This window comes from Paenibacillus sp. FW104-T2 (genome assembly GCF_058789975.1).
On the sequence record NZ_JBYTCE010000018.1, the window covers coordinates 1 to 16016 of the forward strand.

The 16016-nt window shown below is 46.2% G+C and carries 13 protein-coding genes; 12 read left to right on the forward strand and 1 reads right to left on the reverse strand.

The window, feature by feature from the left end; translation table 11 throughout:
• Positions 1–159: 159 nt before the first annotated feature.
• The 11 genes from ppsA to AC3WQ3_RS20670 all read left to right on the forward strand — a co-directional run bounded on the left by ppsA (position 160) and on the right by AC3WQ3_RS20670 (position 13678).
• Positions 160–2781, forward strand: coding sequence for a phosphoenolpyruvate synthase (ppsA, locus tag AC3WQ3_RS20620; protein WP_336781728.1), 2622 nt, complete (start codon positions 160–162; stop codon positions 2779–2781).
• A gap of 445 nt (positions 2782–3226) precedes the next feature.
• Positions 3227–3889 (forward strand): GntR family transcriptional regulator, encoded by a 663-nt coding sequence (locus AC3WQ3_RS20625; protein WP_336781727.1) that lies wholly within the window; start codon positions 3227–3229, stop codon positions 3887–3889.
• Between the two features lie 74 nt (positions 3890–3963).
• Complete coding sequence (locus tag AC3WQ3_RS20630) at positions 3964–5301, forward strand: ABC transporter substrate-binding protein (RefSeq protein WP_336781726.1); 1338 nt, start codon at positions 3964–3966, stop codon at positions 5299–5301.
• Positions 5302–5324: 23 nt separating this feature from the next.
• On the forward strand, positions 5325–6221 hold the full coding sequence (locus AC3WQ3_RS20635; RefSeq protein ID WP_336781725.1) for a carbohydrate ABC transporter permease: 897 nt from the start codon (positions 5325–5327) through the stop codon (positions 6219–6221).
• Between the two features lie 2 nt (positions 6222–6223).
• Entirely contained in the window at positions 6224–7093 is an 870-nt protein-coding gene (locus AC3WQ3_RS20640) for a carbohydrate ABC transporter permease (protein ID WP_336781724.1), read from the forward strand.
• 34 nt (positions 7094–7127) lie between these two features.
• Positions 7128–8183, forward strand: a complete 1056-nt coding sequence (locus tag AC3WQ3_RS20645; RefSeq protein WP_127536977.1) for a DUF6282 family protein — start codon at positions 7128–7130, stop codon at positions 8181–8183.
• A gap of 52 nt (positions 8184–8235) precedes the next feature.
• Positions 8236–9627 carry an allantoinase AllB gene (gene allB / locus AC3WQ3_RS20650; protein WP_336781723.1) on the forward strand — a complete coding sequence of 464 codons (1392 nt, stop codon included), beginning with the start codon at positions 8236–8238 and terminating at the stop codon, positions 9625–9627.
• 57 nt (positions 9628–9684) lie between these two features.
• Positions 9685–10089, forward strand: a complete 405-nt coding sequence (locus AC3WQ3_RS20655) for a PucR family transcriptional regulator (RefSeq protein WP_336781722.1) — start codon at positions 9685–9687, stop codon at positions 10087–10089.
• Positions 10090–10509: 420 nt separating this feature from the next.
• Entirely contained in the window at positions 10510–11811 is a 1302-nt protein-coding gene (locus tag AC3WQ3_RS20660; protein WP_492473347.1) for an ABC transporter substrate-binding protein, read from the forward strand.
• Between the two features lie 316 nt (positions 11812–12127).
• A complete protein-coding gene (locus AC3WQ3_RS20665; RefSeq protein WP_492473348.1) occupies positions 12128–12802 on the forward strand; it encodes a carbohydrate ABC transporter permease in 675 nt (224 codons plus the stop codon).
• Positions 12803–12820: 18 nt separating this feature from the next.
• Entirely contained in the window at positions 12821–13678 is an 858-nt protein-coding gene (locus AC3WQ3_RS20670; RefSeq protein WP_492473349.1) for a carbohydrate ABC transporter permease, read from the forward strand.
• On the opposite strand, the gene AC3WQ3_RS20675 is transcribed toward AC3WQ3_RS20670, so the two are convergent.
• Positions 13668–14474 (reverse strand): helix-turn-helix transcriptional regulator, encoded by an 807-nt coding sequence (locus AC3WQ3_RS20675; protein ID WP_492473350.1) that lies wholly within the window; start codon positions 14472–14474, stop codon positions 13668–13670. The two genes, AC3WQ3_RS20670 and AC3WQ3_RS20675, sit on opposite strands and share 11 nt — an antisense overlap.
• A gap of 109 nt (positions 14475–14583) precedes the next feature.
• Here AC3WQ3_RS20675 and AC3WQ3_RS20680 point away from each other — a divergent pair, with 109 nt between their 5' ends.
• Positions 14584–16005, forward strand: coding sequence for a family 43 glycosylhydrolase (locus AC3WQ3_RS20680; protein WP_492473351.1), 1422 nt, complete (start codon positions 14584–14586; stop codon positions 16003–16005).
• Positions 16006–16016 lie beyond the last annotated feature (11 nt).

Consider the following 16016-nt stretch of genomic DNA (forward strand, 5'->3'; position numbering starts at 1 on the left):
GTATGTACGTATTATTATTCCTATATTTATAGTACATCTTATAATTTGATTTGTCAATGCTATTTTTTTTGAAAAGTGGGGAAAGGAGATATTCGAGGGGAGATAAGACTTATACGATTATATTTGTTTTCTCATTTTAACGGACAGAGGAGAGGTTGAATGAATTCACTGGTTCTCGATTTTCAAGAAATAGATCACACTCAGCTTTGGCTGGTTGGTGGAAAAGGGCTGCACTTAGGGTTACTATCCAAATTGGAAGGGATTCATGTGCCTGAAGGATTTTGTGTCACAACGGTCGGATACCAAACAGCGATCAAACAGAATAAAATGGTTCATGCTTTGTTGGATCAGCTGTCTGAGCTTAAGGTAGAGGATCGAGAACGTGTTAATGAAATCCGTAAGGAGATTCAACAGGTCATCTTGGAAGCAGCCATTCCTTCCGATGTTGTGAAAGCAGTCGACCAATCTCTCTCTCGCTTTGGTGAGGATCAAGCCTATGCGGTGCGCTCAAGTGCAACTGCTGAAGACTTACCCCATGCTTCTTTTGCTGGTCAACAGGACACGTATTTAAATATTATCGGCACTGAAGCCATCTTGGAGCATATTCGTAAATGCTGGGCTTCTCTATTTACAGAACGCGCGGTAATTTACCGGATGCAGAATGGATTTGACCACAGGCAGGTATATTTATCTGTTGTGGTTCAAAAAATGGTGTTCCCACAGGCATCAGGGATATTATTTACTGCGGATCCGATCACTTGCAATCGGAAATTGATCTCAATCGATGCGAGTTTCGGCCTTGGAGAGGCGCTTGTTTCCGGCCTCGTGTCTGCTGATGGTTACCAAGTTAAGGATGGGGAAATCGTCAGCAAGCGAATTGAAACCAAAAAAGTAGCGATTTATGGGCGGAAGGAAGGCGGAACAGAGACCAAGCAGCTCCAGCTTGAGCAGCAAAAGATGCAAACACTTACGGATCAACAGATTTTACAACTCGCACGTTTGGGTAGACAGCTCGAAGAACATTTCGGATGCCCCCAAGACATCGAATGGTGTATGGACGATGATACATTTTACATGGTTCAGAGCCGGCCCATCACCACTTTGTTTCCGATTCCTGAAGCACAAGATGAGGAAAATCACGTGTATGTATCTGTTGGTCATCAGCAAATGATGACAGATCCAATCAAACCATTGGGAATGTCCATCTGGAAGTTAACGGGCAACCCCTTCATGTTTAAAATGGGGGGTGGAAGGCTGTTTGTCGATATTACAAAGGGTCTGTCTACCTCGGCGGGCAGGCAGAATTTGCTGGGTGTCTTGGGACACTCCGACCCGCTCATAAAAGATGCACTAATGACCATTATAGAGCGGGGAGATTTTATTCCATTGGACCCGACTGACAAAAGCGAACAGGGACCTATAAAAAGCCATCAGGGCATGTCTCCTGCGGATATATTAGAAGAGGCAGGAAGCGATCCAGCCATTGTTGCTGCTTTGATACGGAGTAGCGCGACATCGGTATCTGCGTTGAAACATACGATGCAAACGAAAGCAGGATTGGACGTATTTGATTGCATTCTGGAAGATATGCAGCAGCGGAAGAAGCGTTCTTCTGACTCGAAAAATTTGAGTGTGATCATGGCCGCTTTTCACGCATCCGCATGGATCAATGAAAAGATGGATGACTGGTTAGGTGAGAAAAACGCAGCAGACACACTGTCCTTGTCTGTACCTCATAACATTACTTCAGAGATGGGTATGCAGCTGCTGGATGTTGCCGATGTGATTCGTCCCTATCCGGTAATCATTGAGTACTTACAACAAGTAAGAGATGATCATTTTATGGATAAACTGGTTCAATTCGAAGGCGGCCAGCAAGCATATGAAGCTATTTCTGCTTTTCTCGATAAATATGGAATGCGATGTGCCGGGGAGATTGATATTACACGGACTCGATGGAGTGAAAAACCGAGTATTCTGATACCTATGATCCTCAGTAATATCAAGAACCTTGAGCCTGGAGCCAGTAAACGGAAGTTTGAACAAGGACGACAGGAAGCTTTGTCAAAAGAACAGGACATATTAGCTCGTTTGAAGCTATTACCTGACGGCAAACAGAAAGCTAGAGAAACAAAACAAATGATCGACCTGATCCGTAATTTCATCGGTTATCGTGAATATCCGAAATACGACATTGTTAGTCGTTACTTCGTTTATAAGCAGGCTTTGCTAAAGGAAGCGGACCAACTCGTCCAAGCCGATGTTCTTCGTGATAAGGAGGATATATACTATCTTACTTTTGAAGAACTGCAGGAAGCCGTACGCACGATGAAATTGGATTACCAGGTCATTGACAGACGGAAAAATGATTACAAATTGTATGAAAAACTAACTCCGCCACGCGTGATCACGTCTGATGGCGAAATTATTACAGGCAAGTACAGACGCGGGAACGTCCCTGCTGAAGCTGTTGTCGGTCTGGCTGTATCTTCAGGCGTGATCGAAGGGCGGGCGCGTGTCATTCTGAATATGGAGGACGCGGATCTGGAAGATGGAGATATACTTGTGACCACTTTTACCGATCCCAGCTGGACTCCATTGTTTTTATCCATAAAAGGCTTGGTTACGGAGGTTGGTGGACTGATGACTCATGGGGCTGTTATCGCACGTGAATATGGCTTGCCTGCCATTGTTGGAGTGGAGAATGCGACCAAATTGATAAAAGATGGGCAGCGAATTCGTCTACACGGAACTGAAGGATATATCGAATTGCTGACGTAATGGATAAACCCGCGGCATTAGCTGCCATACAGATGCAGCATTGTTGACCAAGAGGCAAGAATACAATCCTGATGAAAGTCGCTATTTTAGCGGCTTTTTTTATTTTATCGAGACAATTTCTAGTCAAGCTCCGTGGGATTACACATTAACAAATATGAATTTAGCTGCTGGAACAGCGAGGGGAAGGTGCAGAGTGCGTTCCTTATTATCTTTTTTTAGCTAGGTATTCGCTATAATACATATCATGATTGTGTTAGGTATTAACTTATATAGGGCGTATAAATGAAGGGACAGGAATATCGTTCGGTTTTATTGTGCATTTTTCCGAAATAAGGTTACATATATTGACGTTCAATAGGACTAAAACTATCATAATATTCAATTAAGAATTCATTCATTCTTAATTTAGTAGGTATCCCTAAGAAGAGATGGAGTGGTGACGTATATGACTAAAGGAAAGGAGAGGGAAATCTACCGGGACATCAAACTGGCGATCACACAGCACAAGCTACTGCCGAACTCCCAACTGGTGGAGGATGCACTGGCCGAAGCTTTTGAGGTCAGCCGCACACCAATCCGAAACGTGCTGAGAAGGCTCGAAATGGAGAAGTTGGTCACGGTTATACCTTATCGGGGAGCTTTTGTCTCTTGTCCTAGTGTTGATGAAGCGAGAGAAGTTTTTGAAATGCGTAGGGTTATCGAAACCTCCATGGTCCGAAAGTTATGTGCAACCGTGAAGCCGGAGCAGTTAGTCCCTATCGAGACGCTGATCCGGGAGGAGCATCAGGCTAGCCATGAAGGCGATATTGTTGGGGCATTGGATGTCACGGTTGATATACATCTTAAGCTCGCAGAACTATCGGATAACTATTACTACTATCATTTTCTCGAGGAGTTGATCTCCCTCACCTCTGTCATCATTGCCTTATATGGGACGGATCAGAGCTTCTGCCATGATCATGTAGACTTGCTAGCAGCGATTCAGCAGCAAGATGGTGAGCAGTCAGCTCGCATTATGACAGAGCATCTCTGGCAAATCGAACGATCGTTAAATTTCACAGAAACGGCGCCCAATGTCCTGAATTTTAAAGAGATCTTTCAGAAGTGATTTTTTTTGGATAGGATTGTATCCAATTTTGGATTCTATATTACCCGAAAATGCATCCAAAGGAGTGGGGAGATTTGAACAAACGGTCATTCATGCTGGGGTTAATGGTGGTGGCATCGTCTGTGCTTAGTGCTTGTGGCAGTGGAGAGAACGAGGAATCAGCAGCTGAAAGTGGCAATACCATTACGATATCGCTCATGCACAGGTATCAGGAATCCAATATCGGCAAAAGTCCGGAAGATACCGCAGTACTTGATGGACTGAAGCGGTTCAGGGAGGATTATCCGGATATCGAGATCATAGAGGAGCAGCTTCAGAACGAGGATTATTCCATTAAGGCTCAGGCACTGGCAGCGGCTGACGATATGCCTGACGTATTCATCGTACCCGGCTCATGGATGACCAATTTTGTGGACAACGAAATCGTACTCCCGTTGGACAAGGAATTGGACAAGCGCCCTGAATGGCGAGACGGTTACCGTGCTGGAACACTGGATGCCGGAACGCGTGAAGGTCAAATTTACGGGATACCCATTGCAGCGGGGCCTACACATCTGATCTATTATAATGCTGATCTGTTCGCAAGCATTGGCTACGACCAGTTTCCAGAGAGCTGGCCTGATCTGATGGATGCCGGAGACAAACTGGCCGAAAAAGGCATTAACCTGTTCTCATACGGAGACAAGTCCAAAGGATACGCCATGTCCAGCTGGATCAGTGCATTGACTGATCGGATCAACGGCCCGGAATGGACGGAGTCCATTTTGAACGGCGATGGTGCCAAATTTACCGATGAAGGTTTCATACAGGGAATTAGCATCATGAGTGAGCTGGCGAAAGCCGGTTATCTGAATAAGGACCTGAATTCTGTCGACAACGACACCATGGTTAACTATTACTTTGAAGGACGATCGGCTGCCTTTGTCAGCGGAATCTGGTCAGCAATGAATATCGTGAACAATGCTCCGGATGAGATTAAGGCGAGTACACGAGTTGCCGTCTTTCCGGGCGTCGAGAACGGACTTGGCAATCCACTCAGTTCTTCTGGAGGCGCCGGTGTCTATTATAGCGTTAACTCTGGGGTAGAAGCCGGAGAAAAGTTAGACGCCATCATGACGATGCTAGAATATATGACCGGTTCGGATAGCGCCAAGCTTATGGCAGAAGTCGGAGGATTCCCGGCCTATGATCCCGGAGACTTCGATACTGGTAAACTGCATCCGGTAGCCCTGGCTGCTTACGAGGCCAGCGCGGCAGCTGACGCAACTAAAATCTTTGACCTCTGGTTTGATGCTTCGATCGTAGAAGTGCTAAATACGGGCATTCAAGGTGTAATGGCTGGTTCCAGAACACCCGAGCAGCTGGCTGAGGAAACTCAACAAGCCTATGAGACTTTTTTAAATCAACCCTAACTTATTATTGAAGGAGTGAGAACATGGGCAAGGCGCTGCGACCGAAAGGCTGGGTGCTTGTGGCATATCTGCTTCCGGGTCTTCTTATCTATTCATTTGTCGTGCTGGTTCCCATACTTGCTGCTCTTCGAGACAGCTTCTACTCCTGGACAGGAGGTCCCAAAAAAACGTATATCGGCACGGGAAACTACAAGGAAATTCTTCAGGATGATGTGTTCTGGCATTCATTTCTGAACAATGTACTGATGACAGCTTATGGCTTGATTGGACAAGTAGGTTTCGGTTTTGTTTTTGCTCTGCTGCTGATGTCCAAGATGGTAAAACTAAAAGGGCTGCATCGGACAATGAGCTATTTCCCCTCTACACTTGCCCCCGTAATTATCGCTTTTCTATGGATGCTGGTCTACAACTATAACTACGGTTTACTCAATGCCGGACTAACCAAACTTGGCTTGGGAGCATTGGTGCAATCCTGGCTGGATCTGACAGGCCCAATCGTTCTGCTGGCCTCCATACCTCTGTCTTGGCAAAACATCGGGTTCTTCACACTTCTGATGCTCGCAGGGCTATCGACAATCAATAAAGAAGTTCTTGAGGTTGCAGAACTGGATGGAGCAACAGGAGTTCGCAAAGCCTGGTATATCATCATTCCTTTGGCCAAACCTACCCTTGTCGTTGCTTCACTGCTCTGTATTGCCAACAATATGCGCGGATTCGAGCATATCTACGCACTGACCGGGGGCGGTCCGGGCAACTCTTCCTCGGTGATGGCGTTATATGCGTATGAAACGTCTTTCCTGCGTTTCCGGTATGGATACGGTTCTGCGCTCGCCATTGCCATCATTACGCTAACCATGCTTATGATCCTGCTCTCCACACTTATACTCCAGCGCCGCAATCACTCCAAGGGAGGTGCGTAAAAATGGAGTTACAACTGGAACTACAATCGCAGCGCAGTCCCCGTCGGTTCCTTCCCAATCCAGCCAAGCTCGCAGTGAACGCCTTGTTGCTGCTCTTTACCGCGAGCTGTATCATACCGCTGCTCTGGATCGGTTATTCATCATTGAAAACACAAGCAGAATTTGCCAACAATATTCTTAGTCTGCCAAGTGCACCGCAGTTTAGTAATTATTGGGAAGCGATTAAGCTGACGAATATGCTGCAGCTATCGTGGAACAGTGCGAGGGTCACCTTCCTGTCCGTCATTGGCATTACGGCAATTGCATATGTAACAGGCTATATTACGGCCCGGCTGGACTTCAAGGGGAAGAGAGCAATGATCTTTTATTACCTTTTCGGTATGCTGGTACCCATTCACGCTCTACTTGTTCCCATCTACCTTTTATTTAAAAATTGGGGGCTGGCAGATCAATGGTATACGCTCATCATCCCGTATATTGCCTTTAATCTGTCTTTACCCATCATGTTGGTCAGCAGCTATGTGATGGGCATTCCAAGAGAAATTGAGGAAGCAGCAGCAATCGATGGTCTTAGCTTCAGTGGAACCATGTACCGTATTATCCTGCCGATAGCCATACCTGTACTGACAACGGTCGCAATTCTACAATTTTTCTCCTGTTGGAATGAGTTTTCATTTGCTCTTGTCCTGCTGAATGATGAGTCGCTGCGTACGGTTCCACTCGGGATGTCCTATTTTAAGTCCCAGCATAGCACCAACTATCCACAGCTTATGGCCGGAATGATATTATCGATGCTGCCTGTTACGATTATATATTTTGTATTCAGTTCACGGATTATTGCCGGCGTTATGGCGGGAGCTATTAAGGGATAATCGCTAAAAATTCATCGTTCACGGAGGGATTACTATGCTTACTTTTGATTCCAATCAAGAACAACCACAGAAGCGGACACCAGATCGTACGAAATGGAATGAATCCTTTTATCGGAGGTCAATGGAACTGCCAGATGAGCTTCTGATTGGTGCCATCGATAGTCATGTACATGCAGGGCCAGTGTTGAACTCTAACCCTGGGCATCTGGACCCGATTCAGGTAGCACAAGAAGCCGCAGCTGCAGGCATGAGGAGTATAGTGTACTATGATGTATTCGGCTGGGCTTCAGGGATGGCCTGGGTAGTGAACCGTCATGTACCGGGCATTCACACGTATGGGGGTTATTTGATGAATTCCTGCCATGGCGGTATGAATCCGCGTTCCGTAAAAACCGCACTGCATATGGAAGAGGGCTGCCGCTTCATCAGCTTCGGATCACATTGTACACGCCATTCAGCTGAGCGTGAGTCCACACTGATCGATGGGAAGCTTGTTCCGTTTAAGGATGCCTATCCGAAATTCGTGGAGAAAGAGCTGTCTGTGGCGACGTCAATACCGCTGGAAGGTCCTGTTCCAGAAGCGCTGGATGAGATCTTAAGCATGGTGGCAGAACATCCGGAGGTCTATCTGAATACGGGTCATGTATCTGTGCCGGAAGCGCTCCGTCTGCTGGACCTTGCAGAACAATACGGCATAGCGAAGGTGTTAATCGCTCATCCCGTCCGCGGACAAATGACAATCGAAGAGCAAAAATCTGCTGCCGCCAGGGGTGCTTTTCTAGAGGCATGCCTTGTGGATTGGCTGTATCCTGATGTCCCCCGAACCCATTACTATGTGGAACGAGAATACATGGATATGGGAGCTGAGCTCGGCAGATTCTCGAATGCGACGAAATGGATGAATACCATCCGTGAAGTGGGAATCGATCAGTTCGTTCTTGGGACGGACTATGGGATTCGTGCGGCCTCAACGCCTGTGCAAGGGATGAGAACAATGATTGCCAGCATGCTCGATTATCAATTCGCTCCGGATGATATTTACCGGATGGTAGCGACAAATCCGGCAAGGCTAATCGGCATGAACACATAGAAGATTGCTGATGTGCTGTTACAACCTTACGTATGGATAAGGAGGAGCAAGCATGAAATCCGCAACATCGTATGATTTGGTCATTACAGGCGGAACAATCGTTACGGAAGTAGCCGTTGAGCGAAAGGATATCGGCATTAGGAATGGATTGATTGCTGAAATCGCAAATAACATTGATCCTTCGGGGGCTCAAATCATTGATGCACATGGATTAACCGTGATGCCTGGCGTTATTGACACTCATGTACATTTTAATGAGCCGGGTCTGGAATCCTGGGAAGGATTCCAGACGGGTTCCGCTGCTCTTGCTGCCGGAGGAGGAACGTGCTTTCTGGATATGCCGCTCAATGCTGTTCCTCCTACAATTACAGTTCGTGCACTTCAGCAAAAAAGAGACCGCGCGGCAGGTAAAACGTATGCGGACTATGGATTTTGGGGTGGACTTATGCCCGGTTACCTTCAAGAGCTGCCGCTGTTGGCTGACGCCGGTGTCATCGGTTTCAAAGCCTTCATGTCTTCTCCGGGGGACAAGGACAAGGACGGATTTCGTCGGTCGGACGACGAAACCCTCAGAGAAGGGATGCGAATGATTGCGGAGACAGGCAAACTGCTGGCACTCCATGCTGAACATGAGCCTACTATTGCAAGACTCACTAATGCGGCCCGCAGTTTGGGGCGGTTCGACCCCGCGAGCTATACAGCTTCACGTCCGATAGAGGCAGAGGTGGAAGCAGTGGAAACAGCGCTGCGTTATGCATCCGAGAGCGGATGCCGATTGCATTTTGTCCACATTAGCAGTGAATCTGCTGCAAAACGAATCCGTGAAGCCCGGCTAGCGGGAGTTGATGTAACCCTGGAGACTTGTCCGCACTATCTATGTCTGACTGACAATGATTTTGCAGTCATGGGTGCTGTAGCGAAGTGTGCACCTCCTTTGCGTGATGCGGAAGAACAGGGGAAGCTATGGGACAGGTTACAGGAAGGCTGGATTGACTTTTTAACTTCGGATCATTCACCCTGCCCAGCAGGCATGAAGACAGGGGATGATATGTTTGAAACGTGGGGCGGCATTGCCGGTGTACAGAGCACGCTCGAATTGATGCTGGATGAAGGATATCTGAAAAGGGGGGTTCCCCTTCCAATGCTGGCGCGTCTGTTGTCTGGTGCCCCAGCCGAACGATTCGGATTAGATCAGGCTAAGGGACGGATTGCAGTGAACTGCGATGCCGACCTTGCCCTGGTTGACCTAAATGATCCCTACACACTTAAAGCATCAGACCTCTATCAGAAGCATCGTCATTCCCCTTACATTGGCCGCAGCTTTGGCTGTAAAGTTAAGATGACACTGCTGCGAGGCCGGATCGCGTATAGTGAAGCATCGCCATTGCTTAACCAAGGTACCGGCAGGGAATTCAGTATCGTCTGCCCGGGAGCAGTGAAATAAGTAGCTAGTCATGCTTGATCTTGAAAAGAGTACGTTCCATTTCAAGGAGGGAAAGCAATGACCGCAAAAGCTGGTAGATTGTCTGCCGTTCAGGAAGATCTTCACCGATTGGTTCAAGATATTCCGCGAGAGCAAATGCAACAATATGTCGACCGGTATATTGGCAGCCTGCTTACAGTAGAAGGCTATGACCCTGAGCTTCTACAGACACTGGAAACGTACGCAATTTGTAATGGCCACATCAATGAAATGTCCTCCAGGTTGTACATTCACCGCAATACAGCAGCTTACCGACTGGAGAAGTTGGAACGGCTCATAGGTATTCCGCTTAAAGAAACCGAAAACCTGTTGCTGCTAAATCTGGTGTTCATGTTCCGCCGTCTGCTTGATGCAGAAAAGGCCAATGCGTCTGCTGATAGCCTTCTTACTTTGGACTATTCAAGCCGTTATCGCACATCATAGTTTTCAACAAAATGAAAGAAATAGAAAGAGAAAAGGGCGACTCTAACCGTTTTGAACAGCGGAGATCAGAGTCGTCTTTTTTGGCATTCATTGAATTGAATCCCTGGATTTCAAATTCAGAATATGATTATTCATCAATAATTCTTAAGGATATGTCATTGTATCAAGCACGAAGAAACCTTACTTTTAAATAACGATGGAAACGCTAACAAGGCAGAAAGAGTGGTGTTTTAGTATGCGCTAACTGTAATTTTACCTTGCAATGTAATGACAAATTCAGGTTTGGAAGGTTGTAGATCCTTGGCGTTACATGAGGATAGATTAGTATTTCCTTTTTATTCGATTGCCACTTGAGAATCTAAATTCATTCTTCGGGTTACGACACCAGTCGCTCGCCTAAGTATAAAAAGGAGGATATATATGAGAAAATTTGCAATCATTCTGCTTATCGGAATATTCGTGACAGTGATCACCGCCTGCTCGGCAAACAGTGATCAGGCAGGGGAAAATTCATCGGGTAATGGAGAAATTTCCGGTGACCTTACCGTATTTGGGTGGGGCGGCGGCGAGGAGCTCCAGTCTCGAAAGGAAGCAACTAAAATTTTCAAAAAATTTTATCCAAAAGTGAAGGTACATGAAGTTTGGCTCCCGGCAGATAACATTGATGTCAAGCTGGATGCAGCTCTGGCTGCTGGGAATGCCGGTGATGTGATCATGATGTCTCCAGACTGGAAAGGGCTGAGATCCAAATGGTTCGAAGATTTAAACCCCTATATTGAGAAGGATCAACTGGACCTCGAGGCATTGTTAACACAGGGGGTTGATGGGGGATATGTCGATGCGGACGGAAAACGCGAAGGCATGCCAACAACCGCTTCGGATTTTATGATTGCTTATAATAAAGACATTTTTGACAAGGCAGGGATCCCGTACCCAACGAACGACTGGACTTGGGATGATTTTTCGGCAACAGCCAAACAGGTCTCTTCGGGTGAAGGTGCCAACCGGGTCTATGGTATTGTGTCTCACTGGATCTTGCAAAGTTTTGCGCCTTTTATATACGGCGGGATGCCATATAACGAAGATTGGAGCAAACAGACTCTGGATGATCCCAATACGCTGAAGGGGTACCAGTTGTTCGGAGACCTGGTGAATGCAAAAGCAATGCCGGATGATGCGGCTGCCAAGAGCATGCCTATGGACCAAATGTTCGCTGCAGGCAGAGCTGCGATGTATCCGCTGGGTGTGTTTGAAGCTTCTACAATTGCCAAAAATATCGGTTCCAATTTTCAATGGGGTATCGTGATGCCTCCAAAAGATCCATCTGGTAAAACCGTCAACATTAAATTCCAGACAGGCTTCGCCATGAACAAGGATTCCAAAAATAAAGAAGCTGCGTGGGCTTATATTAAAACCGTCTCTCTGAATAAAGAGGTCGGAGATCTGTACAGTAAGGTAAACCTTCCTGCGGCCAAAGAATCGGCGGATAGTACGTTTGCCAACTTGAAAATTGAAGGCACAGATATCTCCATGGTGGATTTCGTAACAGGGTTGCAGGATGCCATAACTTTCCCGTGGGGTGGCTCCATTGCAAAGGCGGGGGACCTCTATGAGCAAACCTGGCAGCAGGTCACCGTTCAAGGAAAAACCGCAGAGGAAGCGGCGAAAGCCTATACATCCCAAATTCAGTCCGCTCTCGACTCCATTCATCAAAGTAAATAAACGAATAATGAACACCCGGTTACAACGAGGGGGGGAGTGATCTTCCCCCTTCTATCCTAATCCGGTCTCAATAGGAGGCAGCTTTGGAGGCGAAAGAATGAAGGCGCGAAACAACCGCATTGAAAACAGGGAGGAGAAACAATTCTTCCTTTTTATCTCGCCATGGCTTTTAGGTTTTCTAATATTCACCTTATATCCAATGGGTTATTCTATCTTTTTGGTTTTCACCGATATGGATATGACCGGCTCAGGCCAATTTGTCGGCTTAGATAATATCGTCAGGGCCTTTACACAGGATCCACTTTTTTACCGTTCTTTGTTAAATACATTATATTTTGTGTTGGTTTCTGTTCCGGCTAGTTTACTCCTGTCGTTTCTGATTGCTCTTCTGCTCAATCAAAAAATAAAGGGAGTTGGTTTTTTCAGAACCAGCTTCTATATCCCGTATATCACATCGGGGGTTGCGGTTACCTTGCTATGGGGCTGGATTTTTAATGCCCAGTTTGGCTTTATCAATTATTTCCTTTCTCTGTTCGGTATTACCGGTCCTAACTGGTTAAGCGATACGAAATGGGCCATGCCGGCGATTATTATTATGGGGATCTGGACCATCGGGAATTCCATCATCATTACACTGGCGGGGCTGCAGGATATTCCGGAAGCCTTATATGAGAGCGCTGAGATTGATGGAGCGAGCAGTTTCGTTAAAATTACGCAGATTACCCTGCCCCTGATCACGCCAACGCTTTATTTTAATCTGGTTATGGGGATCATTGGTGGTTTCCAGATCTTTATGCAGCCTTACATTCTGACCGAGGGTGGCCCCAGCTACTCCACCTACACGTACATGATGCATATTTATAACAGCGGATTTAAATACAACGAAATGGGTTATGCGTCAACGCTGGCCTGGTTATTGTTCGTCGTTATTATGATCATCACGCTCATCGTAAACCGGACTTCCCGACACTGGGTTTATTACGATAACTAAAATTGGGGAGGTGCAACCATGGAGGCTTATTATAAAAGTAAAAAAAACAGCGCCCGGATTAAAGTCAGCCTGAGTTATGTGATATTGACGATTATTGCAGTCGTGTTTATTTTTCCGTTTATATGGATGCTTTCAACCGCATTTAAAATCCCTTCGGAAGCCTATACGCTGCCTCCCAAAATCATCCCGGAAACGTTCACTTGGGATAACTTCATTCAGGGCTGGCAATATGCGGATTTCACCCGTTATACATGGAATACCTTAATCGTAACAGGACTTGCGACGATTGGAACGGTTCTTTCCGCTTCATTTGTAGCCTATGGCTTTGCACGGTTTAAATCTCGATACAGCGGATTGTTATTTACGATCGTGCTTGCGACCATGATGCTTCCCAGTCAGGTAACTCTCGTTCCTACGTATCTCTTGTTCACCAAACTTGGTTGGCTCGATACCTTGATGCCTCTTATTGTTCCATCCTTTTTTGGGGGAGGCGCGTTTAACATTTTCCTGCTGCGACAATTCTTCAAAACAATTCCGAAAGATTTGGATGAAGCCGCATATATCGACGGTGCCAATGCATTCCAGATTTATTATAAAATACTGCTGCCCGCAATCAAACCGGCTTTGATTACGGTCGGTCTCATGTCGATTACCTTTCACTGGAATGATTACATGTCTCCGCTGATCTATTTGAACAGCGATCAGAATTTCACACTCGCTATCGGTTTGCAGTTCTTCCAGAATTCTTTTGGCTCCTCGCAAATACAGATGCTGATGGCTGTTTCTTTAATTACCGTTATTCCTGTGCTAATCCTCTTCTTCATCGGACAGAGATATTTTATTCAGGGGATTACCATGACCGGAATCAAAGGATGACCTTTTCGGAATCTGCTTGGCCGGGAGTGAAGTTACTCGCGCGTTTGTGGAATTTCTTGGGTGATGAAGCGGTCATTTGTTTGAATTGTCTGCAAAAATGCTCCACATTGCGGTAACCGCACCGGTCTGCAATCTCCGCAACCGTATACTGATCATGCCTGAGATATTCTTTGGCTAGGCGAATCCGGCTGTGAATAACATCATCCATACACGAGAGGCCAAACAATTTTTTGTAAATCAACTGCAGGTATCCCGGACTGATGCTAATAATTTTAGCCATTTCCGATATGGTCCAGGGGTGGCTTGGATTGTTATGGATGGCCGCACGCAGCTTTAAAAGGTTGTAGTGCTGAGGACTAATTTCGCCTTGGAAGTAAGACTCCAGCAGCTTGTTGAACAGGGTTCGGAGCAGACAATCAATGGAGGATTCTCTGTAGTCCTTATTGAATGAATTCTCTACGACGAGCAGCTGGAACAGCTTGTGGCAATATTCAGGATCATCCAAAGGAAAAGGCTTGCCATAGGGAAGCGAGGTTTCGGTTACGTAAGCTTCATTGCTTTCAAAGCGGATCCAGTCATTAATATAATTCCCTGCGGAAGCTCGGTAGTAAATTTTTTGATGGGGCTCGAAAAGAACAGCACAATGAGGAGGGTATTCCTTGAGTTTTCCTTCTACCCAGAACTGAGCGGGAGTCTGTGTAATGACCAAAAGCCAGCAGGGATGTCCTTGGGGAATATCAAAAACAAAATTGCTATGATGTGCTGCGTCATATTCAACGTAAAATATATTTGTCATTGATTTTCACCTATATCATGTAAGTTTGTCAGACGGGCTATTTTTCTATTATACCGAATTCGTTTTTGATTCATATTGCTTAATTACTTTGAAGAGGAGTGTAGATTTTATGAAAAAACAGGGGTTAAATCCATATCTTCCATCCTGGGAGTACGTCCCTGATGGTGAACCTTATGTATTTGAGGATAGAGTTTATGTGTACGGTTCGCATGACCGGTTTAACGGACATGTCTTTTGTCTAAACGACTACGTATGTTGGTCCGCGCCTGTGGACGACCTCGGAAATTGGCGCAATGAAGGTGTAATCTACCATAAGTCAGATGATCCGCTTAATCCGGACGGCAGTATGTGCCTTTACGCCCCAGACGTTACGGTTGGTCCTGACGGACGATATTATCTTTATTATGTGCTGGATAAAGTGCCGGTTGTTTCTGTGGCTGTATGCGATACACCAGCAGGCAAATATGAATTCTACGGATACGTGAAATATTCGGATGGCACCAGGCTGGGGGAAAGGGAAGGGGACGAGCCCCAATTCGATCCAGGCGTGCTGACCGAAGGAGAGCGTACGTATCTTTATACCGGATTTTGTGCGCCAGGAGACCGATCGAGACACGGAGCGATGGCAACGGTGCTTGGTCCTGACATGCTGACGATTGTGGATGAGCCCGTATTCATAGCGCCGAGTCAGCCATACAGCGAAGGCAGCGGATTCGAAGGACATGAATTTTTCGAAGCTCCTTCCATCCGGAAAAGAGGGGATACCTACTACTTGGTTTACTCCTCCATTGTCATGCATGAATTATGTTATGCGATCAGCAAATTTCCTAACAAAGGGTTTGAATATCAGGGTGTAATCATAAGCAACTGCGATCTACATATTGACTCCTATAAACCAGCTGACAAGCCAATGTATTATGGTGGGAACAATCACGGCAGCATCGTTGAGATCCATGGAGACTGGTACATTTTCTATCACCGTCATACCAATGGGGATGCATTCAACCGTCAGGGCTGCATTGAACGTATTTCTTTTGACGAGCATGGAATGATATCTCAGGTAGAAATGACGTCCTGCGGCGTGAATGGGGGCCCGCTTGAAGGAAAAGGGGAATATCCCGCATACCTTGCATGTAATCTTTTTGCAAAAGATGATCAAATGTATACCGGCGGTTTTGGAGGAGGTGCTTGGCTGGACAGCCGCTTTCCGAAGATTACCCAGGATGGGCGAGACGGTGATGAAGAGGTCGGATATATTGCCAATATGGTGGATTCAGCCACAGCAGGTTTTAAATATTTCAATTGTGATGGGCTTCGCCAGGTCACGGTAAAGGTCCGGGGATATTGCAATGGAGAATTTGAGATTAAAACCGCATGGGACGGTCCTGTACTGGGAACGATTCCGGTACATTTTACAAATGAATGGAAAAAATACACGGCTGACATTACCGTTCCAGACGGCAGGCAGGCTTTGTATTTGACTTACAGGGGAGCAGGAGGCGCAAGCCTGGCTTCTTTTACATTAGAATAACGGCTACACAG

Coding starts and splice junctions, on each gene's coding strand:
- ppsA (WP_336781728.1), top strand. CDS start 160: ATGAATTCACTGGTTCTCGATTTTCAAGAAATAGATCACACTCAGCTT.
- AC3WQ3_RS20625 (WP_336781727.1), top strand. CDS start 3,227: ATGACTAAAGGAAAGGAGAGGGAAATCTACCGGGACATCAAACTGGCG.
- AC3WQ3_RS20635 (WP_336781725.1), top strand. CDS start 5,325: ATGGGCAAGGCGCTGCGACCGAAAGGCTGGGTGCTTGTGGCATATCTG.
- AC3WQ3_RS20640 (WP_336781724.1), top strand. CDS start 6,224: ATGGAGTTACAACTGGAACTACAATCGCAGCGCAGTCCCCGTCGGTTC.
- AC3WQ3_RS20645 (WP_127536977.1), top strand. CDS start 7,128: ATGCTTACTTTTGATTCCAATCAAGAACAACCACAGAAGCGGACACCA.
- allB (WP_336781723.1), top strand. CDS start 8,236: ATGAAATCCGCAACATCGTATGATTTGGTCATTACAGGCGGAACAATC.
- AC3WQ3_RS20655 (WP_336781722.1), top strand. CDS start 9,685: ATGACCGCAAAAGCTGGTAGATTGTCTGCCGTTCAGGAAGATCTTCAC.
- AC3WQ3_RS20660 (WP_492473347.1), top strand. CDS start 10,510: ATGAGAAAATTTGCAATCATTCTGCTTATCGGAATATTCGTGACAGTG.
- AC3WQ3_RS20670 (WP_492473349.1), top strand. CDS start 12,821: ATGGAGGCTTATTATAAAAGTAAAAAAAACAGCGCCCGGATTAAAGTC.
- AC3WQ3_RS20675 (WP_492473350.1), bottom strand. CDS start 14,474: ATGACAAATATATTTTACGTTGAATATGACGCAGCACATCATAGCAAT.
- AC3WQ3_RS20680 (WP_492473351.1), top strand. CDS start 14,584: ATGAAAAAACAGGGGTTAAATCCATATCTTCCATCCTGGGAGTACGTC.